Annotated in this window: 24 protein-coding genes; 14 read left to right on the top strand and 10 right to left on the bottom strand. The window is 66.1% G+C overall.

Annotation, left to right across the window (positions count from 1 at the left end):
• Window positions 1-140: 140 nt before the first annotated feature.
• The 3 genes from EAW56_RS04865 to EAW56_RS04875 all read right to left on the bottom strand — a co-directional run bounded on the left by EAW56_RS04865 (window position 141) and on the right by EAW56_RS04875 (window position 3,973).
• Window positions 141-1,865 carry a SpaH/EbpB family LPXTG-anchored major pilin gene (locus EAW56_RS04865; RefSeq protein ID WP_122085398.1) on the bottom strand — a complete coding sequence of 575 codons (1,725 nt, stop codon included), beginning with the start codon at window positions 1,863-1,865 and terminating at the stop codon, window positions 141-143.
• 466 nt (window positions 1,866-2,331) lie between these two features.
• Entirely contained in the window at window positions 2,332-3,171 is an 840-nt protein-coding gene (locus EAW56_RS04870) for a hypothetical protein (protein WP_122085399.1), read from the bottom strand.
• A gap of 124 nt (window positions 3,172-3,295) precedes the next feature.
• Window positions 3,296-3,973, bottom strand: coding sequence for a sortase family protein (locus tag EAW56_RS04875; RefSeq protein WP_122085401.1), 678 nt, complete (start codon window positions 3,971-3,973; stop codon window positions 3,296-3,298).
• Between the two features lie 27 nt (window positions 3,974-4,000).
• On the opposite strand from EAW56_RS04875, the gene EAW56_RS04880 reads away from it, so the two are divergent.
• Both EAW56_RS04880 and EAW56_RS04885 read left to right on the top strand, forming a co-directional pair.
• Window positions 4,001-4,294 (top strand): rhodanese-like domain-containing protein, encoded by a 294-nt coding sequence (locus tag EAW56_RS04880; protein WP_122085403.1) that lies wholly within the window; start codon window positions 4,001-4,003, stop codon window positions 4,292-4,294.
• 93 nt (window positions 4,295-4,387) lie between these two features.
• A complete protein-coding gene (locus EAW56_RS04885) occupies window positions 4,388-4,831 on the top strand; it encodes a MarR family transcriptional regulator (protein WP_095547814.1) in 444 nt (147 codons plus the stop codon).
• A gap of 57 nt (window positions 4,832-4,888) precedes the next feature.
• Here EAW56_RS04885 and ppk2 read toward each other — a convergent pair whose 3' ends face one another.
• The 4 genes from ppk2 to groL all read right to left on the bottom strand — a co-directional run bounded on the left by ppk2 (window position 4,889) and on the right by groL (window position 8,634).
• On the bottom strand, window positions 4,889-5,788 hold the full coding sequence (gene ppk2, locus EAW56_RS04890; RefSeq protein WP_095275641.1) for a polyphosphate kinase 2: 900 nt from the start codon (window positions 5,786-5,788) through the stop codon (window positions 4,889-4,891).
• Between the two features lie 397 nt (window positions 5,789-6,185).
• Window positions 6,186-6,314 (bottom strand): hypothetical protein, encoded by a 129-nt coding sequence (locus EAW56_RS13120; RefSeq protein ID WP_255396015.1) that lies wholly within the window; start codon window positions 6,312-6,314, stop codon window positions 6,186-6,188.
• Window positions 6,315-6,406: 92 nt separating this feature from the next.
• The gene (locus tag EAW56_RS12685; RefSeq protein ID WP_158221635.1) at window positions 6,407-6,565 is read right to left on the bottom strand and encodes a hypothetical protein; all 159 of its coding nucleotides are present in this window, start codon (window positions 6,563-6,565) and stop codon (window positions 6,407-6,409) included.
• Window positions 6,566-6,993: 428 nt separating this feature from the next.
• A complete protein-coding gene (groL, locus tag EAW56_RS04895) occupies window positions 6,994-8,634 on the bottom strand; it encodes a chaperonin GroEL (RefSeq protein WP_095536313.1) in 1,641 nt (546 codons plus the stop codon).
• 217 nt (window positions 8,635-8,851) lie between these two features.
• On the opposite strand from groL, the gene EAW56_RS04900 reads away from it, so the two are divergent.
• The 7 genes from EAW56_RS04900 to EAW56_RS04930 all read left to right on the top strand — a co-directional run bounded on the left by EAW56_RS04900 (window position 8,852) and on the right by EAW56_RS04930 (window position 16,946).
• The gene (locus tag EAW56_RS04900) at window positions 8,852-10,189 is read left to right on the top strand and encodes a dipeptidase (RefSeq protein ID WP_122085405.1); all 1,338 of its coding nucleotides are present in this window, start codon (window positions 8,852-8,854) and stop codon (window positions 10,187-10,189) included.
• Between the two features lie 235 nt (window positions 10,190-10,424).
• Window positions 10,425-13,412 carry a Na+/H+ antiporter subunit A gene (locus EAW56_RS04905; RefSeq protein ID WP_122085407.1) on the top strand — a complete coding sequence of 996 codons (2,988 nt, stop codon included), beginning with the start codon at window positions 10,425-10,427 and terminating at the stop codon, window positions 13,410-13,412.
• Complete coding sequence (locus EAW56_RS04910; RefSeq protein ID WP_122085409.1) at window positions 13,413-13,904, top strand: Na(+)/H(+) antiporter subunit C; 492 nt, start codon at window positions 13,413-13,415, stop codon at window positions 13,902-13,904.
• Window positions 13,894-15,744 (top strand): Na+/H+ antiporter subunit D, encoded by a 1,851-nt coding sequence (locus EAW56_RS04915; protein ID WP_122085411.1) that lies wholly within the window; start codon window positions 13,894-13,896, stop codon window positions 15,742-15,744. The genes EAW56_RS04910 and EAW56_RS04915 overlap by 11 nt, the downstream gene beginning before the upstream one ends.
• A complete protein-coding gene (locus EAW56_RS04920) occupies window positions 15,745-16,266 on the top strand; it encodes a Na+/H+ antiporter subunit E (protein WP_244213355.1) in 522 nt (173 codons plus the stop codon). It abuts the gene before it with no gap.
• Between the two features lie 3 nt (window positions 16,267-16,269).
• Entirely contained in the window at window positions 16,270-16,548 is a 279-nt protein-coding gene (locus EAW56_RS04925) for a monovalent cation/H+ antiporter complex subunit F (RefSeq protein WP_122085413.1), read from the top strand.
• Complete coding sequence (locus tag EAW56_RS04930; protein WP_095554811.1) at window positions 16,545-16,946, top strand: monovalent cation/H(+) antiporter subunit G; 402 nt, start codon at window positions 16,545-16,547, stop codon at window positions 16,944-16,946. Before EAW56_RS04925 ends, EAW56_RS04930 begins: the two co-directional genes overlap by 4 nt.
• 30 nt (window positions 16,947-16,976) lie before the next feature.
• Here EAW56_RS04930 and EAW56_RS04935 read toward each other — a convergent pair whose 3' ends face one another.
• The 3 genes from EAW56_RS04935 to EAW56_RS04945 form a co-directional block, all read right to left on the bottom strand.
• Window positions 16,977-18,113, bottom strand: coding sequence for a glutamate--cysteine ligase (locus EAW56_RS04935; protein ID WP_122085415.1), 1,137 nt, complete (start codon window positions 18,111-18,113; stop codon window positions 16,977-16,979).
• A gap of 74 nt (window positions 18,114-18,187) precedes the next feature.
• On the bottom strand, window positions 18,188-19,195 hold the full coding sequence (locus EAW56_RS13125) for a LytR C-terminal domain-containing protein (RefSeq protein ID WP_147453256.1): 1,008 nt from the start codon (window positions 19,193-19,195) through the stop codon (window positions 18,188-18,190).
• Between the two features lie 87 nt (window positions 19,196-19,282).
• Entirely contained in the window at window positions 19,283-19,510 is a 228-nt protein-coding gene (locus tag EAW56_RS04945) for a DUF3263 domain-containing protein (protein WP_244213356.1), read from the bottom strand.
• Between the two features lie 16 nt (window positions 19,511-19,526).
• On the opposite strand from EAW56_RS04945, the gene EAW56_RS04950 reads away from it, so the two are divergent.
• From EAW56_RS04950 to cls, 5 genes are all read left to right on the top strand, one after another.
• Window positions 19,527-20,099 (top strand): peptide deformylase, encoded by a 573-nt coding sequence (locus EAW56_RS04950; RefSeq protein WP_208636486.1) that lies wholly within the window; start codon window positions 19,527-19,529, stop codon window positions 20,097-20,099.
• A gap of 19 nt (window positions 20,100-20,118) precedes the next feature.
• Window positions 20,119-21,219, top strand: coding sequence for a hypothetical protein (locus EAW56_RS04955; RefSeq protein ID WP_122085421.1), 1,101 nt, complete (start codon window positions 20,119-20,121; stop codon window positions 21,217-21,219).
• Window positions 21,219-22,196 (top strand): N-acetylglutamate synthase, CG3035 family, encoded by a 978-nt coding sequence (locus EAW56_RS04960; protein ID WP_122085423.1) that lies wholly within the window; start codon window positions 21,219-21,221, stop codon window positions 22,194-22,196. The genes EAW56_RS04955 and EAW56_RS04960 overlap by 1 nt, the downstream gene beginning before the upstream one ends.
• 61 nt (window positions 22,197-22,257) lie before the next feature.
• A complete protein-coding gene (locus EAW56_RS04965) occupies window positions 22,258-23,049 on the top strand; it encodes an exodeoxyribonuclease III (protein WP_095275623.1) in 792 nt (263 codons plus the stop codon).
• Window positions 23,046-24,560 carry a cardiolipin synthase gene (gene cls / locus EAW56_RS04970; protein ID WP_122085424.1) on the top strand — a complete coding sequence of 505 codons (1,515 nt, stop codon included), beginning with the start codon at window positions 23,046-23,048 and terminating at the stop codon, window positions 24,558-24,560. The genes EAW56_RS04965 and cls overlap by 4 nt, the downstream gene beginning before the upstream one ends.
• The last annotated feature ends 36 nt before the right edge of the window (window positions 24,561-24,596 follow it).

Raw genomic sequence — 24,596 nt, forward strand, 5'->3', positions numbered from 1 at the left:
TTTACGCCTTCCCGCGTTGAGGCGTTGGGCGCCCATTGCTTATCGACGCCCACTCGCACCCCCGCCAGCCCCTCACCAAGGGCCGGACGGGAGTACCGGGTGGTCAGCGCACCGTTATCGTGCGCCGACCTTGGAAAGGCTTACGCCGCCTGGGAGTTGCGACGTGCCGCGTAGACACCGCCGCCGATGATGGCCAGGCCAGCCAGCACGATGATCAGGACACCCATGCCACCGGTGTTGGGCAGGAGCGGAACAGAGTTCTTGATGTTGTTCACCGCAACGCCGTTCATGATCTTGGTGCCGCCCTCTGCGTAGCCAGCAGACTTTGCATCAGTGCTAGTGAGGAAGTTCGCTGGCTGTTTACCGTTCTTGGTTTTACGTGTCAGCTCGAGCGGATAGACAGCATTCTTGTCGAAGGTGTAGCCAGCCGGAGCTTTGGTCTCACGCAGACAGTACTTGCCCGGGTCCTGCACTACAGCATCGTCGGCGTAGTCGGTGACGTGCAGGCCCTGGAAGGTCAGCTTGCCTTCCTTGTCGGTCTTCCCGGACGTGATCGCGTCGCCGTCGATCTTCGTGCCGTCGGCGTTGCACTTACCTACCTCGAAGGTTGCGCCTTCAAGAGCCTTACGGGTGCCATTTTCCTCACCGGTCTTGTACACCTCGATGTTGCCGAAGTAGGAAACGACCTTGTCGTTCGGGGTCTCGCTCGGCGGTGTGCCACCCGGAGGGGTAGTCGGCGGGGTCTTCGGCGGAACCTCGGAGAAGCTGCTGTCGTCAGTGGAGTGGCGGAAGTACTCGCGAACGGAGTTCTCCACCTCCTGGTCAGCGTTAGCGCCCTCGAGTAGCTTCGCGTTTACAGTGGCGATCACGCGGTCGCCCGGCTTAAGTACGGAAGGCTTCACGCCGACGAAGAAGCCTGCGTTCGCGCCAGCGGCAAGGTTCTTGTCCGCGACGGAGCCGTAGCCCGCGTCCGCACCGACAGCGAAGTCTGTGCCCTTGGTCAGGTCCTTCTCAGCACCGTCAGTGCTGATGACCTTGACAGTCAGGTTCTCGTAGTCCGGCGTGATCTCAGTGTTGTTGTACGCATCGCGCAGACCGAACCAGTCGAGCTTTTTGCCTTCCTGAGCAGACGGCACGACGCCGGTCAGCGTGTAGGTCACCTTATCCTGTTTGAGGGCGTGCTTGTCCTTATCCGCGACAGTCTTTTCAACGCGTGCGAAGGAGTTCTTCGGGTATACGTTGACGTTGGAGATCCAGCCTTCACCAGCCGGGTTGGTCATCGGCAGGAACACGATGAACGGGTCAGCCGGGATGAGAGTCTCGGTGCCGTTCTTGTCAAACTTTGCGGCCGGGGCCGGCAGCGTGTCCGCCGTCTTCGTTTCGGTGACAAGGTATGCGCCGGCAGGCAGGTTAGAGAACGTTGCCTTGCCGTCGCTGTCAGTGGACAGCTCCTTAGCGGTAAACCCGGTGTCCTTGGTGATCGTCGGCTTATTGGCGACACCGGCCTTGTTGTACTCCTGGGACAGCTTTGCGAGACGGTTGAAGTCCTCCTGCTTGCGGATGTCGCCCTGGAGCTTCTCGACCTTGAACTTGGCCCCCTCAAGTGCCGCGCCGGAAACCTTGGCGTCCTCCTGACCGGTGCCGACACGCAGCTCGGTCGGGTTGTAGCGCTTGTTCACCGTCAGGGAGAAGTTGCTGCCCTCGGGAATGCTGGAGGATGCAGCCTTCTGCTCGGTCGCGCGCGGGGCCGGATCCGCCGTGTTCGTCGTCTGCGCGAACGCGTCAGTAGCGATACCGGCGGAGCCGGCGAAGGTCAGGCCCGCAGCAACAGCGATGGCTGCGGTCTTTGCAATGGCTTTGGCCATGGTGAAAGTCCTTTCGGAAAATCAGAAATCGCTGGGCCCAAAGTGGTCAGCGGTGGGAAAGGTGCGCCGAGAACGGCACTCCCGGCTTGAACATGGGGCCCAGCATGGGCACCACTAAGGAATCTAAACCCAAACTGCATGAGTGTCTAGATAAATACATGTCTATTTCAATTAACTAGGGCTCAACTGGAAAAAATTTTAATATGCAGACATTTATGCAGCTAGTTTGCACTTCTTCACTAGAGAGTCAAGGCCCCTGACCTGGGAACTTGAATGTTTGACTAAGTCCCCAAAGATTGGCGGAGTGTGGTGAGACACATTCAACCCCTGGATACTCTTCGCCACAGCACCTCCCTCGGGTGTGGACGAACGGGGGTAGAAAGCCAGGAGGTAGGGCACAAAAAAGGGGCGCCCGCACATCAAGCGAGCGCCCAAGCCGACGATTCAGCCGGCGGCTTCCACAGAGCTACACCAGGTAGCGGCGTCCCACCACAAAAACCGCAGCGCCAACCGCGGAGGCGATCAACAGCGCCACGAGCGCGCGAGCCACTGTGTTGGAGCCGGTCTCGGCAGCCATGCCGCGGGCCTGTACCTCGGTGGCACCGGCAACAGCATCCGCGGTCACGGGCGCGGCCTGCTGCTGCACCTCCACAGCGGGTGCTGCCTCACCGTCGGCCTGCTCGGTCTTACCACCGGCCCGAGCCTCCTCCAGCCCCTGCTCACGGATCGCACCAGCGTTGCCCGCCACCAGCTGCGCCGAGGCTTCCGCCTCCTCTGGCGTCGGGGTTTCGGCAACGCGGGCCACGTCAGCAACGTAGGTGGCGCCGTCCTTGTTCAGGTAGTAGGTCTGCCCGTCCACGTTCAGCACAGACGGGAGCGCGACCAATCCGCCGGCAACTGGCGCCGGGTTGTTCGGGTCCACCGCGTCCGCGTCGAGCGCCTTCTCCGCCGGGGCCTGGTCCGCGTCGGGCTGCACCGGAGTGGCAGGCTGGTCGCCCTGCTGGCTCTCCGGCGCGTCGGCGGGAGTAGCCGGGGCGGAGGGGGCGGGCGCGGGGGCGTCGATAAGCCCTGCGACCGCTGCCCTGGTCACGTCGACCGCGCGCTCCTGGTCGTCGGCGCTCAGCTGCGCGTAGGGGGTGGCGACGAGGTTGGCGTCGGACACGTAGTGGTCCCCTGCCTGGTTGAGGAAGTAGGTGTCACCGAGGGCGTCCGTCACCTCGGCGGGGAGGTCCTGCGCGCTGGCGAGCGGGGCCGCGGTGAGCGTGAGCGCACCGGCAAAGGCGACGGCGAGGGAAGTGCGGTTCATGGTGGTCTCCTGTCTCGAGCAAGGGTCACTCTCAAGTTCACCTTTAGACTTTACACAGAGGTGCCACGTTTTCCCAGGAGTCACACGTAACACATTGGCAACGATTGTCGCGCATGTGCGTCGGCTACCCAGCGGCCTCCACCGTCGCGTCGTCCACCACGCCCACAAACTGCCACCCAACCACCGCGTTGCGTACCGCCGCGGCGAGTGGGTTCACCGGCTGGATGCAAGAGATGGTGAGGAGGCGACCGGGCATGGGCTCGGTGCCCCACACGGAGGCGTCGTCAGCCAGCCCCTCCTTCTCCGGGTTGTGCATGTCCGTCGCGCGGTACTCCAACCACTTGCCCGCCGCGCGCGAGTCCTGCGTGCGCAGGTAAAGCGTGTCCCCCTCGCGCACGTTGTGCGCATTCGCGCGCGCGTCGTACAGCCCGTCAAACACACCGTGCACCGCCGCGCCAGTATGCCCCGCCACCACGACAAGGTCGCCAGCACCCGGGCCCGGCAGCTGGTACGGCTTCCCCTCCGCCGTGTACGCGCACGCCTTGCCCATCGACGCCGGATTGATCGCACCGTCCTTCACCCGGCAATCCCCCTCCTCAAACTCGGCGCGCAAGCCTATCTGCGGCACCACGATCTCCACCGGCCGCGACTGCCCAATCGGGCCCGCCTCACCCGGCTCCCCTCCCGCACACCGGCTCAGCAGCGCCACCGGCAGCGCTAACACCGCCACCAGCATCGCAAGCACCATCGCGCGCCGCACCCAATACACCCACTGCGGGCGACGCGGTCTCCGGGATCCCATGGCGCAATAGCGTATAGGATCGGCCCCATGAAAACAGTCAATGTCACAGAAGTACCGCAGGGAGCACAGCTTATCGACGTCCGCGAGCCCGACGAGTTCGCCATCGCCCACGCCGCGGGCGCCGTCAATCTTCCCCTGTCCAACTTTGTCGGCCTAGCAGACAAGATCGACCCGGACCAGGACATCTACGTCATCTGCAAGTCCGGCGGCCGCTCAGCCCACGCCGCCGAGTACCTGGAGCAGGCCCGCGGTTGGGACAACGTCATCAACGTCGCCGGTGGCACAGGCGCCTGGCTCGCCGCCGACCTCCCCACGGAATAGCCGCCTGCCCCGGCAAAACGCACCGCCCGGCGGGGGCAGTTTTCCGCGCAACTGTAATTGATTGAATTAGCCAACTAACCGTATGATGTGGGCATGGCAACGCACGACGAGCTCCCCAATGCACTCACCAAGTCCCCGTCCTTCCAGATCGAGCGGGTCCGCCGCCACACCAAGGAAGAGGTGGAGCGCACCCTGTTCAAGCACGACGTGAGCATGCGCGGCTTTTGGGTACTCACCTGCGTTGACAACACTGCACTGTCGCAGTCGCAGCTGTCCAGCCTGCTGGCTGTCGACGCCTCCGACATGGTCCGCCTCGTCGATTCGCTGGAGAACCTGGGCTGGGTCAAGCGCGACCGCGACCCGAAGGACCGGCGCCGCCAGATCGTCACCGCGACCAAGAAAGGCTCCAAGGCGTTGGGGACGCTCGCCGAGGAGGTCGCCGATGCCGAGGACCGCGCCCTCGACGCGTCCAGCGCCAAGCAGCTCAAGAGCCTGAAGAAGCTGTCGAAGGCGATTCTGCAGGACGAGGACCAGTAGGGGCGTCGATAAGCGAAAAGCCCGGCCCCCGTGGGGACCGGGCAATGAGGCGCGAGCTTAGTCGCCGATCTGGTCGCGGCCGCGCTTGACAATCAGCGGGTCCGGCTCGCCGACGAGCTCGTGGTCCTTGTTCGTGTACTCAAACTTGGACAGGATGTAGCGCATCGCGTTGAGGCGGGCGCGCTTCTTGTCGTTGGACTTGATGGTCACCCACGGGGACTCGTCTGTATCGGTGTAGCGGAACTGCTCCTCCTTGGCGCGGGTGTAGTCGTCCCACTTGTCCAGCGAGGCCAGGTCCATCGGGGACAGCTTCCATTGGCGGACCGGGTCCACCTGGCGGATGGCAAAGCGGGTGCGCTGCTCGCGCTGGGTCACGGAGAACCAGAACTTGGTCAGCGAGATGCCGGAGCCCAAGATCATGTTCTCCAGCATCGGTACCTCGCGAAGGAACTCCGCGTGCTGCGACTCGGTGCAGAAGCCCATGACGCGCTCGACGCCCGAGCGGTTGTACCAAGAGCGGTCAAAGAACACGATCTCGCCCGCCGACGGGAAGTGCTCAATGTAGCGCTGGAAGTACCACGAGGTGGACTCGCGCGGGCTGGGCTTCTCCAGCGCAACCGTACGGGCACCACGCGGGTTGAGGTGCTCGTTGAAGCGCTTAATGGTGCCGCCCTTGCCGGCGGCGTCGCGCCCCTCGAAAAGGATGATGTGGCGCTGGCCCGTGTCCTTGGTCCAGTTCTGCCACTTCAGCAGCTCGATCTGCAGCGCGCGCTTTTCCTTCTCGTACTCCGCGCGGCTCAGGCGCTCGTCGTACGGGTAATTCTCACGCCAGGTCTGAATCGGCGTGCCGTCCGGCATCATGAGCACCGGATCGTCTTCATCAGTATCGTCAACAACCCAGCCCTCGACCTCTGCCAGGTCGATCAAAGGGAGTTCATCATCCTTGTGGTCAGCCATGTCCTTAAGTTTACCGCCCGTCTGGGGTTTGTGTTCGATGGAAGATTGAGAGGTGGAATCGGAAGTCAGTTTCGCCGGGGTGTCCGCCTGGTGTGCGTTGTAGGCCTTCGCCGCGGGCTTTGCATCCGGGGCCTTCTCCGTCGATTCCGGCACCGGAGCGACCAGCTTCTCCTCGGATGCGAGTGCACTGGGATCCTTGGCCGGCTGAGTTGCTTCCGGCTTCGGCTTTGAGGTCTTGGCCCACCCAGCCGCCGGGCGATTCGCCTCTGCGCGGGGAGCCTCAGCACGGGGAGCCTCCAGCTCAAGCTGCGCTTCGCCGGTTCCGCGCACGCGACCAAAGAGACGCCTTAAACGCAAAACAACCCCGCGCAGCGGCGGGGTTGTAAGGCGGTTTGTCTTACGCGACAAGGCCGATCAGCTCGCCCAGGTTGCCAGCCGCCTTAGCAACTGCGCCCAGGATGCCGAGCAGTGCGCCTGCAACGTGTGCGTCAGAGGACAGAAATGCCCAGTTCTGAAGTGCTTCCATGATGTTCTCCTTTTAACGAGTGACCCTATCCAAGGCCAATGAGGTGAGTGTTGAAGTTTGCGCGTTGCCGAAAGTGGACGCGCGAGAGACGACTACTTGGAGGCAGTGTCGTTCGGGAGCTCCTTGGCAGCGGTGCCCAGGGAGCCGAAGCGGATCAGGATGTCCGGAATGCCGCGGAACAGCTCGACGAAGTTCTTACCAAACTTGCCGAAGTCCTTCAGCATGTCAGCGATGGTAGAGAGGTCACCCATTGTTTTCCCCTTACGTGTAGGTGCCAGAGTGTCTGGCTCTAGATTGACAGTGTCCTGACACCCTCCATGGGGCATCACACGAAATATTCTGCCACAGCATTGTGAGCTCGCAAGTGTTCCGGCGAAACTTTTTCCCCGCCAAAGTCGGCCCCATTTGAGAGTTCGTTCACCCAAACGCAACCTTTTTCCAAGGTTCACCGCCAACCTGCGCCGTTACAGCTTTGTTATGATGCTACAAAGTTAACTGTCTCTTAACTCCGGCGGGGCGGCGTAACGGGGGTTGCGGTGGTGTCGATAAGCAATGCCCCCCCACATGGCCGGACATTTCCCCACATACGGGGGTATACGGGCTGGAAGGGGGCCGAGGGAGACAGCAAAACGCCCCAAGCAGCGCGGGGCTACTCGGGGCGTTTCGGACGCAAACGGGCTTACATCATGCCCATTGCCTCCGGGTCCATGCCGGCACCTGCGGCGCCAGCCGGCTCCGGCTTGTCCGCAACGACAGCCTCGGTGGTCAGGAACAGACCAGCGATGGACGCGGCGTTCTGCAGCGCGGAGCGGGTCACCTTGGCCGGGTCGTTGATGCCCTCGGAGAGCATGTCAACGTACTCGCCGGTCGCGGCGTTCAGGCCCTGGCCCGCGGGGAGGTTGGCAACCTTGTCCGCAACAACGCCCGGCTCCAGGCCTGCGTTGTGGGCGATCTGCTTCAGCGGGGCGGAGAGTGCCTCGCGGACGATCTTCACGCCCGTAGCCTCGTCGCCGGTCAGCTCCAGGTCGCCCTCGAGCTCCTTGGCGGCCTGCAGGAGTGCCACGCCACCGCCGGCGACGATGCCCTCCTCCACAGCAGCCTTCGCGTTGCGCACCGCATCCTCGATGCGCATCTTCTGCTCCTTGAGCTCCACCTCGGTGGCGGCACCGACCTTGATCACCGCAACGCCGCCAGCCAGCTTGGCCAGGCGCTCCTGCAGCTTCTCGCGGTCGTAGTCGGAGTCAGAGTGCTCGATCTCGGCGCGGATCTGCTTGACGCGGCCCTCAATCTGGGCCTGGTCGCCAGCGCCCTGGACCAGGGTGGTCTCGTCCTTCGTAATGACGGCCTTGCGTGCCTGGCCGAGCAGCTCGATGCCGGCGGTCTCCAGGGACAGGCCGACCTCCTCGGAGATGACCTGACCGCCGGTGAGGATAGCCAGGTCCTGCAGCATCGCCTTGCGGCGGTCGCCAAAGCCCGGTGCCTTCACGGCGACGGACTTGAAGGTGCCGCGGATCTTGTTCACCACGAGGGTGGACAGGGCCTCGCCCTCGACGTCCTCAGCGACGATGAGCAGCGGCTTGCCCGACTGCATGACCTGCTCCAGGACCGGGACGAGCTCCTTGACGTTGGAGATCTTGCCGGAGACCAGCAGGATGTACGGGTCTTCCAGCACGGCCTCGCCGCGCTCCATGTCGGTGGCGAAGTAGGCGGAGATGAAGCCCTTGTCAAAGCGCATGCCCTCGGTCACCTCGAGCTCAACACCGAAGGTGTTGGACTCCTCGACCGTGATGACGGACTCCTTATTCACGGTGCCGTTGCCAACCGCGTACATCGCCTCGGCGATCTTCTTACCAATCTCCGGGTCGGAGGCGGAGATGCCGGCGGTGGAAGCAATCTGCTCCTGGGTCTCCACTTCCTTCGCGGAGTCGAGCAGGTGCTTGGACACCTTGTCGGTCGCGGCCTGGATGCCGCGCTTGATGCCCATCGGGTTGGAGCCGGCCGCAACGTTGCGCAGGCCCTCGCGCACGAGCGCCTGGGCCAGGACGGTTGCGGTGGTGGTGCCGTCGCCAGCGACGTCGTCAGTCTTCTTGGCAACTTCCTTGACCAGCTCGGCGCCGATCTTCTCGTACGGGTCCTCGAGCTCGATTTCCTTCGCGATGGTCACGCCATCGTTGGTAATGGTCGGCGCGCCCCAGGACTTCTCCAGGACAACGTTGCGCCCCTTCGGGCCAAGCGTCACCTTCACGGCGTCTGCCAGGGTGTTCAGGCCGTTTTCGAGGCTGCGGCGTGCTTCCTCGTCGAATGCAATGGTCTTTGCCATGTGAGTTTGTTGCTCCTTATTTATTGTGGAACGAGTACTCAATTCGTCGGTTCAAGCAGGCGCCCGCGACGGCACGGCTGCTGAGTGGTGCAGCCTCACCCGCTTAGCACTTGGCGTCTCCGAGTGCTAGGACCCATTTTTAGCACTCACCCCCAGCGAGTGCAAGCACCATTTGCCTATCGACGCCCACCGTTTCCCCAATGGTAGCGTCGCCCCCATGAGTGAATTCACACCGGACCGCACACGCATCTTCGCCGACCTGGCCAAACTGGTCTCTTTTAACTCCCCGCACTCCACGCCTGAGCTGGCCGACCAGCACGAGGCCGCCTGCGCCTGGACCGTCTCTGCCCTCGAGGGCCTGGGCCTGACCGTGACCCGCCACGCCACCGTGGACAACGCGGACACCATCGTCGCCGTCAAGGAGCCGGTGGGCGACGCCCCGACCGTCCTCCTCTACTCCCACTACGACGTCGTCCCTGCGGGCGACCCGTCCGTGTGGACCAATGACCCGTTCGAGCTCACCGAGCGCGACGGCCGCTGGTACGGCCGCGGCGCCGCCGACTGCAAGGGCAACCTGGCCATGCACCTCGAGGCGCTGCGCCTGGTCGAGGCCACCGGCGGCACCGACCTGGGCCTCAAGGTCGTCGTCGAGGGCTCCGAGGAGCTCGGCGGCGACGACGGCCTGGGCAAGCTCATCGAGGCTGAGCCGGAGATCTTCCGCGCCGACGCCATCCTCATCGCCGATTCCGGCAACGCCGCCGTGGGCGAGCCCACCCTGACCACCTCCCTGCGCGGCGGCGCCCAGGTGAAGGTCACCGTGGAAACCCTCGAGGGCGCGATCCACTCCGGCAGCTTCGGCGGCGCCGCCCCCGACGCGGCCCACGCCCTGATCCGCATCGCCGATTCGCTGTTCGACGAGCACGGGCGCACCACCATCGACGGCGTCGACACCACCGCCAAGTGGACCGGCGACGCCTACGAGCGCGACACCTTCCGCACCGACGCCGGCGTCCTCGACGGCGTCCAGCTCCTCGGCACCGTCGACGACGACCCCGCCGACATGTGCTGGGCGCGCCCGGCCGTCACCATGATCGGCTTTACCTCCACCCCGGTCGCTGAAGCGGTCAACGCGGTGAACCCGCGCGCCGAGGCCCAGTTCAACCTGCGCGTCCCGGCCGGTCAAGACGCCGCCGAGATCGCGCAGAAGATGGAGGAGCACATCAAGGCCCACACCCCCTGGGGTGCCAAGGTGACCGTGGAAATCAGCGGCGTCAACGCTCCGTTTGCCACCGACCCGGAGCGCCCCGCCGCCGCGAAGCTCGGCGAGTGCCTGCGCGAGGCGTACGGCACCGACAAGCTCACCCTCATCGGTTCGGGCGGCTCCATCCCGCTGACCAACACGCTGCAGGAGCAGTTCCCGGATGCTGAGATCGCCCTCTACGGCGTTGAGGAACCCGCCTGCGGCATCCACGGCGTGGACGAGTCCGTCGACCCGACCGAGATCGAGCGCATCGCCGTCGCTGAGGCCAGCTTCCTCCGCCAGTACGGCAAGTAAGCCACCCTCAGCCACTCAGGGCGCGGTCACGATGCGGCCACAATTCGGTAGCGAAATAGTTATCTAATCGGTACAGTTGGACGCATTGGCCGCGCCTATTCTTTTCGACGCGCCCCACGCTCTCGCACGAGTTTCCAATTCATGGCCGCTCTGTGCCTCCTTGGGCCGCTTTGTTGGGCTTGTTGGGCTCGGTAAGAGAACTCGATCCGTACATGCCCGAGGAGGGGTCCGCACTTTGCTCACGCTGCTCGCCGCGCTCATCATCGCGACGATTGCCGCACCCCCACTCATCAGGTTGTGCGGCCGGGCAGCGTTCGGCATGCTCGCCACGGTCCCACTCGGCGGTTTCATCTGGATGGCCAGCCTGTTCCAGCGGGGCATCTTTACCGACGAAGGCGAGATCGTTGCCAGCTACGCCTGGATGCCCTCCGTCAACCTCAACCTGGAGTTCCGCCTCGACCCCCTGGCCGGGTTGTTCTCCCTGATCATTTTGGGCGTCGGTGCCCTCGTCCTGCTGTACTGCTGGGGCTACTTCGACTCCAACCCGCGCCGGTTGGCCAAGTTCGGCGGCGAGCTCACCATGTTCGCCACCGTCATGTACGGCCTGGTCATCTCGGACAACTTCCTGCTCATGTACGTATTCTGGGAGTTGACGTCCATCCTGTCCTACCTGCTCGTCTCGTACTACGGCGAGCGGGCGTCGTCACGCAGGGCCGCGATTCAGGCGCTCATGATCACCACCATGGGCGGGCTGGCCATGCTGGTGGGCATCAACCTGCTCGGGTTCAACGCGGGCATCTGGAAGCTCAGCCAGATCCCGCAGTTCGCAGACATCCAGAACACGCCGGCGATCTCGGCGGCGATCGTGCTCATTATGCTCGGCGCACTGACCAAGTCCGCCCAAGCCCCGTGGCACTTCTGGCTGCCCGGCGCGATGGCGGCGCCCACCCCGGTGTCCGCCTACCTGCACTCGGCGGCGATGGTGAAGGCGGGCATCTACCTGGTCGCCCGTCTGGCGCCGGACATGGCGGCCGTGAGCACCTGGCACCTGGTGGTCATCTCCACCGGCCTGTTCACCATGCTGCTCGGCGGGTGGATGGCGCTGAAGCAGCGCGACCTCAAGCTGATCCTGGCGTACGGAACGGTCTCCCAGCTGGGCTTTATCACCGCGGTGATCGGCGTGGGCTCGCGCGAGGCGGCGATGGCGGGCCTGGCCATCACGTTCGCGCACTCCATGTTCAAGGCGACGCTGTTCATGATCGTCGGCGCCATCGACCACACGACCGGCACCCGCGACATCCGTGAGCTCTCCGGCCTGGGTCGCAAGGAACCGTTCGTCGCGTTCCTGGCGGTCGTGTCGGCGGCGTCGATGGCGGGCCTGCCCCCGCTGTTCGGATTCATTGCCAAGGAGTCGGCGCTGGAGGCGATCCTGCACGAGGAGTCGCTGCACGGCATGCCGGGCCACATCACGCTGGTCGTGCTGGTGGTCGGCTCCATCCTGACAATGGGCTACTCCCTGTACTTCCTGTGGGGCGCGTTCGCCACGAAGGCGCAGCACCGCGAAACCGGCGTCTCCCCCGCCGTGGCAAAGATGCACCACATCGGCCCGCTCCTGTCCGCCTCCCCGGCGATGCTCACGCTGGCCACCATCGCGTTCGGGCTCCTGCCCGCTTGGCTGTCCAACGCCATCAACTCCTACCTGGACGTCCGCTTCCCGCACGTCGAGGGCGCGCCGTTGAAGCTGTGGCACGGCATCACCACCCCGCTCGTCCTCACCGTGGTGATCGTCGTGGCCGGCACCGTGCTGTTCTGGCAGCGCGACCTGATCCGCAGGGTCCGCTTTGACAAGCCGGCGCTTGGCGACGCCGACGAGATCTGGGATCTCATCCTCCACCAGCTCCGCAACGCGTCGCTCAAGCTCACGGCGTCGACGCAGCGCGGCTCGCTGACCATCAACCTGGCGGTCATCTTTGCCACGCTCATGGTGGTCCCGCTCGCCGCGCTGATTCTGGGGCAGAGCAACGACATCCACATGTTGCTGTGGGACAACCCGTGGCAGGGCCTTGTGGTCTGCATCCTGTGCGCCATGGCGATCTTTGCCACGCTGCAGCGCAACCGCCTCTCCGGCGTGGTCATGGTCGGTCTCACCGGCTACTCGCTCGCGTTCATCTTTGCGCTGCACGGCGCCCCGGACCTCGCGCTCACGCAGGCCCTGGTGGAGACCATCGTCATGGTGGTGTTCATGCTGGTCCTGCGCAAGATGCCCACGGAGGTGGAGCCGCGCAACGACGACAACCGGCTGCGCGCCTGGCTCTCCATCGGCACGGGCCTCTCCGTGGTGATCGTGGCTATGACGGCGATGTCGGCGCGCGTGCAGGACCCGATGTCCAAGTACATGCCGGACCTGGCGTACGAGATCGGCCACGGCCGAAACACCGTCAACGTGCTGCTCGTGGACCTGCGCGCCGCCGACACCTTTGGTGAGATCCTGGTCCTGGTCATCGCCGCCACCGGCGTGGCCAGCCTCATCTTCGGCACGGGCACGTTCGGGCGCGAGTCCCGGCGCCCCACCCTGTCCACCAACAAGCCCCGCTGGCTCGCCTCGGGCGTGGACTCGGAGACGGCGCAGAACCGCTCCATCATGGTCGATGTGGTCACGCGCATCCTCTTCCCGTCGATCATGCTCCTGTCCTTCTACTTCTTCTTCTCCGGCCACAACGCCCCCGGCGGCGGCTTTGCGGGCGGCCTGGTTGCCGCGCTCGCGTTCACGCTGCGCTACCTGGCGGGCGGCCGCGCGGAGATCGACGAGGCGCTGCCGGTCGACCCCGCGAAAATCCTGGGCACGGGCATCCTCCTCTCCGCCGCGTGCGTGGTAGTACCGCTCTTCTTTGGCAACCCGCCACTCACCACCGGCTACGCCTCCCTGGCGCTGCCGCTCATCGGCGAGTTCGACGTCCCCTCGGCGCTGGTTTTCGACGGCGGCGTGTACGCCATCGTCGTCGGCCTCACCTTGCACATCCTCGGCTCCATGGGCGCGTACCTGGACCGCGAGGAAGACACCCGCAAGCAGCGGGCCCGCGACCGCGCCCGCGAGCTGCAGGAAAAGAACAAGCGGCGCCGGGAGCAGCAGGCGCAGCGGCGCGCCGCCAGGGAGTCCGAGCGGGCTTCGGCTGGGGGAGCGGGATCGTCGATAAGCAAACAAGCCCAAGAAGGGAGCAAGTAGATGGAAGCGAACCTCTTCCTCCTGATCGGCTCGGGCGCGCTTATCGCGTGCGGGGTGTACATGATGCTGGATCGGGCGATGACCCGCATGATCCTCGGCGTGCTGCTTATTGGCAACGGCGCGAACCTCCTGCTGCTGCAGTCCGGTGGGCAGGCGGGATCGCCGCCGATTCTCGGGCGCGAATCCGAGCAGTACGCGGACAGCGCGGATCCGCTCGCGCAGGCGATGATCCTCACCGCGATCGTGATCTCCATGGCCATGAGCGCGTTCATGCTTGCACTGGCGTACCGGCAGTATCGCTACCGCACCGACGACATCATCGAACGCGACGAGGAGGACCGCGCGATTGCGAAGCGGCCGACCACGCCTGCAGCCGCGCCGGACCACGACCGCTCCGACGACCCGGAGACCGGCAAGCCGAGCGTGTCCGGCGACTCATTCGGCCCGCGCTCGTTCGAGACACCCGTGAAGGAGGCGGAGAATGACCAGTAGCCTCTTCGACTTCGCCGACTGGGCGCTGCCCGCCATGCCGTACCTGACGGTGATGCCGCTGATCCTGCCCGCCATCGCGGCGGCGCTCATCCTGGTCTCGGGCAAGCACGTCCAGCTGCAGCGCGCCATCGCGCTCACCACGCTGTTCGCGCTCGCCCTCATCGCCGGCGCCATGATTATCATCGCCGACGTCCACGGCATCCAGACCGTGCACATGGGCGGCTGGGACGCCGTCGTGGGCATCACGCTCGTGGCGGACCGGCTGTCCACCATCATGCTGTTCGTCTCCGCCACCGTGCTCTTCGCCGTCATGTGGTACGGCATCTCGCAGGGGCTTCGCGACGGCGGCGAGGACGACCCCATCGCCGTCTTCCTCCCCGTCTACATGCTCCTGTGCATGGGCGTGAACCTCTCCTTCCTGGCCGGCGACCTGTTCAACCTGTACGTCGGGTTTGAGATCTTCCTGGTCGCCTCGTACGTCCTGCTCACCCTCGGCGCCTCACCCGGGCGCGTGCGCAGCGGCATCGGCTATGTGATGGTCTCCATGGCCTCGTCCATGGTCTTCCTTTTCGCCCTGGCCCTGGTCTACTCCGCCGTGGGCACCGTAAACATGGCGCAGGCGGGCATGCGCATGGAGGAGATCCCCGACGGCACCCGCGCCGCCATCTTTGCCACCCTGCTTGTTGCGTTTGGCATCAAGGCGGCCGTGTTCCCGCTGGACGCGTGGCTGCCTGACTCCTACCCCACTGCGGCCTCCCTGGTCACCGCCGTGTTCGCGGGCCTGCTGACCAAGGTGGGCGTGTACGCGATCATCCGCATGCGCTCCACCGTGTTTACGGGCGGCACCCTGGACACCCTGCTCATGTGGGTGGCACTGCTGACCATGATCATCGGCGTGATGGGCGCGCTTGCCCAGAACGACATCAAGCGACTGTTGTCGTTCACGCTGGTCTCGCACATCGGCTACATGATCTTTGGCATCGCGCTCGGCTCCATGACGGGCCTGTCCGGCGCGATCTTCTACGCGGTCCACCACATTCTCGTGCAGACCTCCCTGTTCCTGGTGGTCGGCCTGGTGGAGCGTCAGGCCGGGGCCGCCCAGCTGCGGCGCCTGGGCTCCCTGCTGTACACGGCCCCGATCATTGCCATCCTGTACTTCATCCCCGCGCTCAACCTGGGCGGCGTCCCGCCGTTCTCCGGCTTCCTGGGCAAGGTGATGCTCATCCAGGCAGGCGCAGACGACGGGTCCTGGCTGGCCTGGGTCCTCATCGGCGGCGCCGTGGTAACCTCGCTGCTCACCCTCTACGCCATGATCCTGGTCTGGTCTAAGGGCTTCCTGCGCGACCGCGCCGACGCCCCCGAGGGCAACGTGGCCATGGCGCGGCCATCCCTGCTTGCCGAGCGCGGCGAAACCACCCAGTTCGAGCAGCGCGACGACGTCGGCCGCCTGCCCGCGGGCATGCTCCTCTCCACGGCGCTGCTCGTCGCCGCCTCTGTGTCCATCACCTTCCTGGCGGGACCGATCTCCAGCATCACGGACCGCGCGGCGGAGTCGGCGCAGGACCGCTCGATCTACCGCAACGCGGTGCTGGAGGGCCCCGTAGGGGCGGACAGCGACGAGCCGACCCGGCGCCCCGAGCGCTTCACCACCCCGCACTCGGACTACGGCGCATCCGACAACCTGGACCGCCACCACGTGGAGCGGGACCAGCGGACACCGGAAGGCGGCAAGGGCGTTTCCACGGAGACCGTGCCCACACCCGTCGCTGGGGATACGGAGGAAGCGACGCCGGGGGCGGAGGCGCAGACAAGCACGAGCACCGACGGAGGTGAGGAGTAGATGCTGGAGACGATGCAAGGCGTCAGGCACCGGTTCCGGCCGCTGTTTGTGGTGTGGCTGACGCTCATGTGGGTGCTGCTGATGGGCGAGCTGAGCTGGGGCAACGTCGCCGCTGGGCTCGCGCTCGCGCTGCTGATCGTGCTGCTGCTGCCGCTACCGCACATCCCCAACACCGGCTACAAGGTCCGGTGGGGCAAGCTGGTCCTGTTCGGGCTGGTGTGGCTGCGCGACCTGCTCATCGCGTCGGCGAAGGTGAGCTGGCTGGCGCTGCGCCCCGCGGCGCCGCCGAAGAACGCCATCCTCACCGTCCCCATGCGGCTGAGCAGCGAGTTCGTCCTGTACCTGGCCACCTGCGCGTACAACCTGCAGCCCGGTGGCTCGATCACGGACATCAACCTCGCCGACCGCGAGTGGACCATCCACGTCCTCGACGCCGCCGACCCGCACGCCATCCAGCGCGAGATTGATAACGTCGCCGCGCTCGAGCGCCAGATGATCGACATTTTTGAGAGCAGGAGCTAACCCATGGACCCAACCCTGTACAACGTCTTCCTCTGCATCGCCGCCGTCTTCATCGCCGTCGGCTTCCTGCTGCTGGCCTGGCGCGTCATCGTCGGCCCCGACTCCATGGACCGCCTGCTGGGCAACGACGCCATCACCGCCTCCCTCCAGTGTGCCTTCGCCCTCTACGTGTGCTGGACGCTGGATACCACGGTGGTCAACGTCATGATGGTCATCGCGCTGCTCGGCTTCATAGCCTCCATCTCCGTCGCCCGCTTCCGCAAGAGGGATGGTTCGCTGTGAATTGGGCAATGCTTTTCGACGCCATCTCCCTCCTCTTCATCCTCCCCGGATCCTTCATGGTGTTCTCGGCGGCGGTCGGCGCCGTCCGGTTCGGCTCCACCCTGGCCCGGGTCCACGCGATTACCAAGCCGCAGACCACCGGTCTCCTGCTCATGTTCGTGGGCACCATCATCCGGCTGGTCAGCTCCCCCAGCTTCTCCGTGCACGAGCGCGGTGACCTGGGCATCCTGGTGCTCCTGGTCCTGTTCGCGCTGATGACCAACCCGGTCACCGCGCAGCGCCTCGGCCGCGTGGCCAGGCGCGAAGGGCTCTACGGTTCCGAGGACCAGCTCACCCGCAACGACCGACCGGCCGCCTACCACCCGCGCCGCGTCAACCCGGACGCGCCCGCGGAGTAGCGCTCGCCGCTGGCAGGTCGCCGCTCTAGGCTACCGAGGCGGCTGCATCTCCTGCATCTCGTCGCAGGTCGCGTCCACCACGCGCTTCCAGTCCCCGGTTGCCTCGTAGATTTTCCGCTGTCGTTGGTAGGCCGCCCCGTCGCGCAAGATCTCGCGCACGAGCTCCAGCTCCTCCACGCAGTCAAGCTCCTCCGCGATGGGTGCGAGCTCCACGAGCATGTCGCGCAGCTCATCCTTTACCCAGCGCTCGTCGGTGTCGCGGCTGGTAATCACGAGCGCCTCCATGCCGTAGCGGGCGCCGCGCCACTTGTTTTCGGCGACGTGCCAGGGCTGCAGCGTCGGCAGCGCTTCGCCTGCGGACAGCTTCCTGTCGTAGTACACCACGAGGCAGTGCGTGAGGGCGACGATTCCGGCGAGTTCGCGGAGGTTCGAGGGGGCGTCGCTAATGCGCACCTCGATCGTGCCCCACTTGGCGGCCGGGCGGACGTCGAAGTGCATGCTTCCAGTATGGCTGATCACGCCGGAGGTCTGCTGGTCACGCATGAAGCCGACCCACTCGTCCCAGTCGCGGAACTGGTACGGCATGCCCGCGGTGGGAAGCTGCTGGTAGAGCATGGTGCGGTTTGAGGCGTAGCCGGTATCAATGCCGTCCCACCCCGGACTCGACGCGGAGATAGCCAGCAAGTGCGGGTAGTGCACCATGATCGCGTTGATGATGGGCCACACGCGGTCCTCGTGGCTGATGCCTACGTGGCAGTGCACGCCCCAGAGCAGCATTTGCTGCCCCCAATACTGCGTGCGGTTAATGATCTCCTGGTACGTCAGCTTGGGGCTGAGCGGCTGCTCGCGGAAGTCCGAGAACGGGTGGCCGCCGCTGGCCCACAGCCGGAGGCCCTGCTGCTCCGCGGCGCTGCGGACCTTGCCCAGGTCGGCGTTGAGCGCGCCCATCGCCTCGCGAGTATTGCGGCAGATCGGGGAGACCAGCTCGATGGTGTTTTGCAGGAATTCGCGCTCCAGCCGGGTCCCCGGGTGCTCGCGTTCCACCTGCTCAATGACCTTTTCGGCTTGCGGAACGAGGTCGCGCGTCTCGGGGTCGACGACGCAAATCTCCCACTCCACGCCCAGCGTGGGCTCCGCGGATCGAGCAAAATCGCGATAAGGATCCATGTGGTCAAGTGTAAGGCGGGGCGCCCCGAAACATCGTCAATTTGTTTCAGGGCAATTGCTTATCGACGCCCCCGTTACCGCCCCGCGAGCACAACCGTAATCGCGTTGCGGTTCTGGATGGCCTCCGACGGCAGCTGGGTCTCCCCGTCCGGCAGGTCGTTGTTCGCACGCGGCGTGCCGCCGACGCGCTGCGCCACATCGGCCGCCACCTGGTCCGCCCCCGCCACCTGCGGGTTGTAGAACACGTACGTCTCCGGGAACACGCCGAACGTCTGCTCCGGCATGTTCATCGCCGCCGGGTCCTGCGACTGGTTGGCCACGTGGTACTGGCCGCCCAGCTCGCCGGCCGTCTTGTTGGCTAGCTCCGGCACGCCCGAGTTGTTAAAGACGTAGACCTGCGCGTCCTGCGCCGTCAGGCCCGGGGTGGCCGGGTTGTTGGCGGGGGCGGCGGGGGCGGCGGGCGCAGCCTCGCCGGCATCGCGATTCGCGTTGGCGTCCAGGTTGTTGGTGTCCGGGTTCTGCGCATCCGAGTTGTTGGCGTCCGGGTTCTGCGCGTCGCCGTCCTGGCCCGCGTTTTCCTGGCCCGGCGCCGGTGCGGCCGCGCCGTTGTTGGCACCGTTCTCGCCCGCGCCGTTGGGCTGCGCGGCGCTGCTTGCCTGGCTGCTCTGGGTCTCTTCGGCAGTGTTGCTCGGGGAGTCATCGCCCTTGTTCAGCGCGAAGACGGCCCACAGTGCGAGCAGCACGCCGACTGCCAGCAGGATCATGCCGAGGCCGCGCTTCGGGAGCCCCGCTGCCGCGGCGTCGCGCGAACCAGCTGCGCCCGCAGCGCCGGCCGTGGCCACGGTGGATCCGCCCAGCGCCCCGCGGCGCTCTTCTTCCTCATCAACTAGCTCGGCCTCGACCGGCTCCGCCTCTACGTACTCCGCATCCTCGTACGCTGTGTCGTAGTACCTGTCGTCGGCGTAGCCGTCACCGTATTCTTCCGGCTCGTCGGCGCGCCGGTGGGCGCCACGGTAGTCGTCACGTTCGCGCGGGAACTCGTCTCGTCCGCGATGTCCATCACCAGGGTTCACAGTATTCACATGCGCCACTCTAAACCCTCAAGCCATACTTGAGGTAGAGGTGCGCGTGTGACACGCCGAACGCTGATCGTCGTCAAGCATAAAACGCTACCCAATCTCGCGTGTCTCTCGCACCGCGCGCAGCCGCCGGACCAGCTGCGGCGCGTACGCGAGCGCCTCCGGCGACTCCAACAGCAGGTTCAACCGCTGGTAGTACCGGGTGGGATTCAGCCCGAGCTCCCGCCGGATCGCTTCCTCCTTCGCGCCCAGGCTGCGGGGCGCGTGGGCTTCGAAGTCGAGGAGTTCGCGGTCGGAATCGGAAAGCGTCGAGAGCATGCTTAATATAGTAGGCATGACGATTCGACCCATCGTGATTTACGGCGACCCTGTCCTGCACAACCCGACCCGCAAGGTGGAGCAGCCCGTGGAGGAGCTGCAGGAACTCATCGCCGACATGCACGAGACGATGGACGCCGCGCACGGCGTCGGCCTGGCCGCGAACCAGGTGGGCGTTGACCTGCGCCTGTTTGTGTACCACTGCCCGGATGGAGACGAGATGCGCCGCGGCACCGTGATCAACCCGGTGCTGGAGACCAGCGAGATCCCCAAGACCATGCCGCGCGACGACGGCGAGGACGACGAGGGCTGCCTCTCCGTCCCCGGCGAGGGCTTCCCCACCGGCCGCGCGGACTGGGCCAAGGTCACGGGCCTGGACGAGCACGGCAACGAGATTGAGATCGAGGGCACCGGTTTCTTCGCTCGCTGTTTGCAGCACGAGGTGGGCCACCTTGACGGTAAGGTGTACACCGATGTACTGACCGGCCACTACAAGCGCGAGGCCAAGCGCGCGATCAAGGCCAATGGTTGGACCGAACCGGGCAACACGTGGCTGCCGGGCACCGACGAGGACCCGTTCGGCCACTAGCCCACGAGGGAAGGAACTTATGCGTACCACCGCCGCCATCGCCGCAGGCACGATTGTGCTCGCCGCAGCGCCGTTCGCATCGGCCGAGGAGCCGCTGGAGCAGTTGCTTATCGACGTCACCGCGTCCCACAACTCCCACTCCGAAACCCTCGAGACCCAGCAGGAGGACATCGACGCCGCCGAGGAATCGGGCGACGACGAGGCGCTGGTCGAGGCCCAGGACGCCTACCGCGCCACCCTGAAAGAGTGGCGCACCGACCTCATCGACGCCTCGGACGACCTGCGCGAGCTGCGCGAGGACGCGGAGCAGGAGGCCGAGGAGTCCGGCACGCCCCTGAGCAAGGAAGACAAGGAAGCCTTCACCGAGGCAGCGGACGCTATCAAGGAGGACCGCCAGACGGTCCGCGAGCTGCGCACCGAGGTGCTCGGCGACGACGAAGCGGTCTGCCTCCCCGGCCTCGTCGCCGGCGACACCGGCCTGGGCGGCCTGCTCGGCACGACCGCCATGGACGCGGTCGAGCGCTCCGAGCAGGGCGACAAGCGCATCGCTTTCGACTGCGCGCCGGAGTCCACCCACGCCACCACCGAGGTGAAACGCGCGGAGGAGCCGACGACGGTGACGGGGTCGACGGAAGCGTCGGCAAGCGTGAGCGCTGAGCCGGAAGCGACCGAAACGACCGCTGCGACCGAGGAGCCCAACGTGCGGTACCGCGCGAACGTGCTCGCGGACGACGACGAGGACGAAGACGACGAGACGACCTCGTCCTCCACCTCCAGCGAGTCGAGCACCACCAGCACCTCAGCGACCTCATCCTCCACCAGCTCGCCGGCGGAGACGACCACGGGGACCGCATCGAGCACGACGAGCTCCTCGAGCAGCACATCCGAGAGCACCTCGGCGACCGCGATCCTGCACAACCGCACGACGTCGGCGAGCTCGTCCACCAAGTCGTCGACCACCACGCGCACGACCAGCAGCACCCGCTCCTCCTCCACCACCACCGAGGAGGACGAGCGCGAGGGCGACCTCGCCGAGACCGGCACGCCGATGCTCAACCTGATCGTGCTGGCACTGCTGCTCACGGCAGGTGGCGTGTTCCTCGTGCGCCGTCCGGCGTAATGTCGCGCATCTTCCGCTCCGACGAGGTGGCCGTCGGCGACCGCGTGGTCGTGCGCCAGCGCCGCGGCGAGATGGCCAGCGACGTCATCGGCCACGTCCTCAGCCTCAACCCGCTGGTCATCCGCCCGCAGGAGGTCGGCGGTTTCCCGTCGTTCAAGGACGCGGTGGAGATTCGGGACGTCCACATCATTAAGAAACTGTCGCCGCGCACCGTCCGCAACTCCGACATCCGCGCGATCGAAACCGCCACCGCGCGCGCCTTTCCGGGCCAAGAGCAGCAGCTTATCGACGGCTGGCTCGCCCGCTCCGGTGCCGAAATCGCCGAGCGATCCAACTCCGCCGCCCCCATCGGTCACTCCGCCTCCCTGCAGCCGGTCCCGCTCGACGCGCTCCGCGAGTTCTACGCCGAGCGCGACATGCCGGTGCAGCTGCTGGTGCCGGAGCGCATCGGCAAACCGGCGCTGCGCCTCATCGAGGGCCACCAGGACCGGTGGGAGCTCGGCGAGGAAATCCTGGTCATGACGGCGCCGTGCGAGGACGCCCCCGCCGAACCCGCTGGCGCTGACTTCCGCGTCGACGACACGCCCGACGCCGACTGGCTCTCCATGTACCACTTCCGGGGCGCCGCGCTGCCGGAGGACGCGGTGCTCGACCTGGCGTCGCACATCGAGGGCCGCATCGCCTTTGCCCGGCTCGAGCGGGGCGGGCGGACCGTCGCCGTCACTCGCGCGACGCTCACGGAGTCCGACGACGGGCGCACCTGGCTCGGCTACTCCGCCGTGGAGGTCGCCGAGGACTGCCGCCGCCAGGGGCTGGGCACCCAGCTCACCCGGCAGCTGCTCGCGTGGGGCGCGCAGCAGGGCGCCGAGCGCGCCTACCTGCAGGCGCGCGTGAGCAACACGGCTGCGCTGGCGATGTACCACAAGCTGGGGTTCCTGGAGCACCACCGGCACCGGTACGCCCGGTTGTTGGGGTGAGTCGGGCGGGGGTGGACGTGGCGTCGATAAGCACTGCCCCGAAAACGCTAAGGTGGTGGGCATGCGAATTGCCACTTGGAACGTCAACTCGGTGCGGACGCGCGCCGATCGCATCGCCGCATTCCTCGAGCGGCAGGACGTGGACGTGCTGACCATGCAGGAGACGAAGACGGCGGACGCCAAGTTCCCCTACTCCACGTTTCAGGCGGCGGGCTACGAAGTCGCGCACGTGGGGCACAACCAGTGGAACGGGGTGGCGATCGCCTCGCGGGTCGGGCTCGAGCACGTGCGCGACCACTTCGAGCGGCAGCCCCGCTTTGCCAAGAAGGGCGAGCCGGAGCTGGAGGCGCGGGCCGTCGGCGCGGACTGCGGCGGCGTCGAGGTGTGGAGCCTGTACGTGCCGAATGGCCGCGAGATCGGCGACCCGCACTACGACTACAAGCTGCAGTTCCTCTACTCGCTGCAGGACACGGTGCGGCCCGGCGACCTGCAGGTGCTCACCGGCGACTTCAACATCGCGCCCCGCGACGAAAACGTGTGGGACATCGACTGGTTCGACGGCAAAACGCACGTCACGGAGCCGGAGCGCGCCGCGTTCCAGATGCTGGAGGAGACGGGACTGACCCAGATCACGCACGACGACCTCTACTCGTTCTGGGACTACAAGTCCGGCCGCTTCCCGCGCAACGAGGGGATGCTCATTGACTTCCAGCTGGCCACCGCGCCGCTCGCGGCGAAGGCGACCCGCGCCTGGGTGGACGTGGACGAGCGCCGCGGCACCGGCGCCTCCGACCACGCGCCCGTGATCGTGGATTACGACACCCACGGCCTGGACATCGACCAAGTGCGATGACGTTCTCGTTCGACCTCTCGGTCTGGCAGCTCGTTGCCATGACCATTGACTACGCGATCAAGTTCGTCATGATCGGCATCGTGCCGGAGAACCGGCGCCCGGCGTCCGCGAACGCGTGGCTGCTGCTCATCCTCCTGCTACCCATCGTCGGCCTGCCCCTCTACCTGCTGATGGGATCGACCCTGGTCTCGCGCCGCCGCCACCGCATCCAGCAGCGCGCCACCGCCGCGCTCAACGACATCTACACGCGCACGCCCGACCATCCCGTCGACGCTCGCCTGGCCCCCGACGTGGCGTCGATGATCCGGCTCAACCGCGAGCTCACCGGCTTCCCCGCCGAATACAGCAGCGTCCGCCACACCTGGACCGACTACGAATTAGTCATGCGCCGCCTTGCATCGCTTATCGACGCCGCCACCTCCTACGTCGACGTCGAAATCTACGCCGTGGCGTGGGACCAGACCACCGGCCCCGTCTTCGAGGCGATGGAGCGGGCCGTGCAGCGCGGCGTCCACGTCCGCCTCCTGTTCGACCACATCGGCTCCATGAAGTACCCGCACTTCCGGGCCCTGAAGCGCCGGCTCACCGACGCCGGCATCGACTGGCACCTCATGCTGCCCCTCAACCTGCTGCGCGGCCGCTTCCGGCGCCCCGACCTGCGCAACCACCGCAAGCTCGTGGTCATCGATGGCCGCGTCGGCTTCATCGGCTCCCTCAACCTCATCGACCGCGGCTACCTCATGCCCAACCACCGCCGCGCCGGACGCCAGTGGGTGGACACCTTCATCGAGCTCGAGGGCCCCATCGTCACCTCCATGGAGTCGCTCTTCGCCGTCGACTGGTACACCGAATCCGGCGAGCTCATCGACCTCCACACCGCCGCGGCCCTCCCCAGCCCCCACGGCGAGGACGTCAACCTAGTGCAGCTCCTCCCCTCCGGCCCCGGCTACCAGACCGAGCCCAACCTGCGCAGCTTCAACTCCCTCATCCACCACGCCAGCGAGCGCCTCATCCTCTGCTCCCCCTACTTCGTCCCCGACGAATCCCTCCTAGAAGCGGTGACCACCGCCTGCTATCGAGGCATCCGCGTCGACCTCCTCGTCGGCGAAAAGGCCGACCAGTTCATGGTCAACCACGCCCAATCCTCCTACTACGAGCAGCTTCTAGACGCCGGCGTGCACATCTGGGAGTTCCCCGCCCCCTATGTCCTGCACACCAAGTTCGCGCTGGCGGATCCGGAGGTTGGGTCTGGTTCTGGGGGTGGTTCTGGTTCTGGGGTTGGGCGGCCGGTGGCCATCGTTGGTTCCTCCAACATGGACATCCGCTCCTTCTCCCTCAACTACGAGTCCAGCCTCTTCGTCGCCGAGGGCACCCTCCTCCGCGACCTGCACCGCCTCGCCGACACCTACCTATCCGTCTCCAGCGAACTCACCCCGGAGCGCTGGAACCGCCGCCCCTGGTACCGCCGCTACGTAGACAACGTGATGAAGCTGACCTCCGCGCTGCAGTAGGCGGGGCGCTGGATGACGAGAATGCGTAAAATTTCC

The organism is Corynebacterium gottingense, from assembly GCF_003693265.1.
GTDB lineage: Bacteria > Actinomycetota > Actinomycetes > Mycobacteriales > Mycobacteriaceae > Corynebacterium > Corynebacterium gottingense.

Coding starts and splice junctions, on each gene's coding strand:
- EAW56_RS12685 (WP_158221635.1), bottom strand. CDS start 6,565: ATGGGTGACCTCTCTACCATCGCTGACATGCTGAAGGACTTCGGCAAG.
- EAW56_RS04915 (WP_122085411.1), top strand. CDS start 13,894: ATGACCAGTAGCCTCTTCGACTTCGCCGACTGGGCGCTGCCCGCCATG.
- EAW56_RS04885 (WP_095547814.1), top strand. CDS start 4,388: ATGGCAACGCACGACGAGCTCCCCAATGCACTCACCAAGTCCCCGTCC.
- EAW56_RS04950 (WP_208636486.1), top strand. CDS start 19,527: ATGACGATTCGACCCATCGTGATTTACGGCGACCCTGTCCTGCACAAC.
- cls (WP_122085424.1), top strand. CDS start 23,046: ATGACGTTCTCGTTCGACCTCTCGGTCTGGCAGCTCGTTGCCATGACC.
- EAW56_RS04865 (WP_122085398.1), bottom strand. CDS start 1,865: ATGGCCAAAGCCATTGCAAAGACCGCAGCCATCGCTGTTGCTGCGGGC.
- EAW56_RS04870 (WP_122085399.1), bottom strand. CDS start 3,171: ATGAACCGCACTTCCCTCGCCGTCGCCTTTGCCGGTGCGCTCACGCTC.
- EAW56_RS04920 (WP_244213355.1), top strand. CDS start 15,745: ATGCTGGAGACGATGCAAGGCGTCAGGCACCGGTTCCGGCCGCTGTTT.
- EAW56_RS13120 (WP_255396015.1), bottom strand. CDS start 6,314: ATGGAAGCACTTCAGAACTGGGCATTTCTGTCCTCTGACGCACACGTT.
- EAW56_RS04875 (WP_122085401.1), bottom strand. CDS start 3,973: ATGGGATCCCGGAGACCGCGTCGCCCGCAGTGGGTGTATTGGGTGCGG.
- EAW56_RS04880 (WP_122085403.1), top strand. CDS start 4,001: ATGAAAACAGTCAATGTCACAGAAGTACCGCAGGGAGCACAGCTTATC.
- EAW56_RS04945 (WP_244213356.1), bottom strand. CDS start 19,510: ATGCTCTCGACGCTTTCCGATTCCGACCGCGAACTCCTCGACTTCGAA.
- EAW56_RS04955 (WP_122085421.1), top strand. CDS start 20,119: ATGCGTACCACCGCCGCCATCGCCGCAGGCACGATTGTGCTCGCCGCA.
- EAW56_RS04900 (WP_122085405.1), top strand. CDS start 8,852: ATGAGTGAATTCACACCGGACCGCACACGCATCTTCGCCGACCTGGCC.
- EAW56_RS04960 (WP_122085423.1), top strand. CDS start 21,219: ATGTCGCGCATCTTCCGCTCCGACGAGGTGGCCGTCGGCGACCGCGTG.
- EAW56_RS04925 (WP_122085413.1), top strand. CDS start 16,270: ATGGACCCAACCCTGTACAACGTCTTCCTCTGCATCGCCGCCGTCTTC.
- EAW56_RS04935 (WP_122085415.1), bottom strand. CDS start 18,113: ATGGATCCTTATCGCGATTTTGCTCGATCCGCGGAGCCCACGCTGGGC.
- groL (WP_095536313.1), bottom strand. CDS start 8,634: ATGGCAAAGACCATTGCATTCGACGAGGAAGCACGCCGCAGCCTCGAA.
- EAW56_RS04910 (WP_122085409.1), top strand. CDS start 13,413: ATGGAAGCGAACCTCTTCCTCCTGATCGGCTCGGGCGCGCTTATCGCG.
- EAW56_RS04965 (WP_095275623.1), top strand. CDS start 22,258: ATGCGAATTGCCACTTGGAACGTCAACTCGGTGCGGACGCGCGCCGAT.
- ppk2 (WP_095275641.1), bottom strand. CDS start 5,788: ATGGCTGACCACAAGGATGATGAACTCCCTTTGATCGACCTGGCAGAG.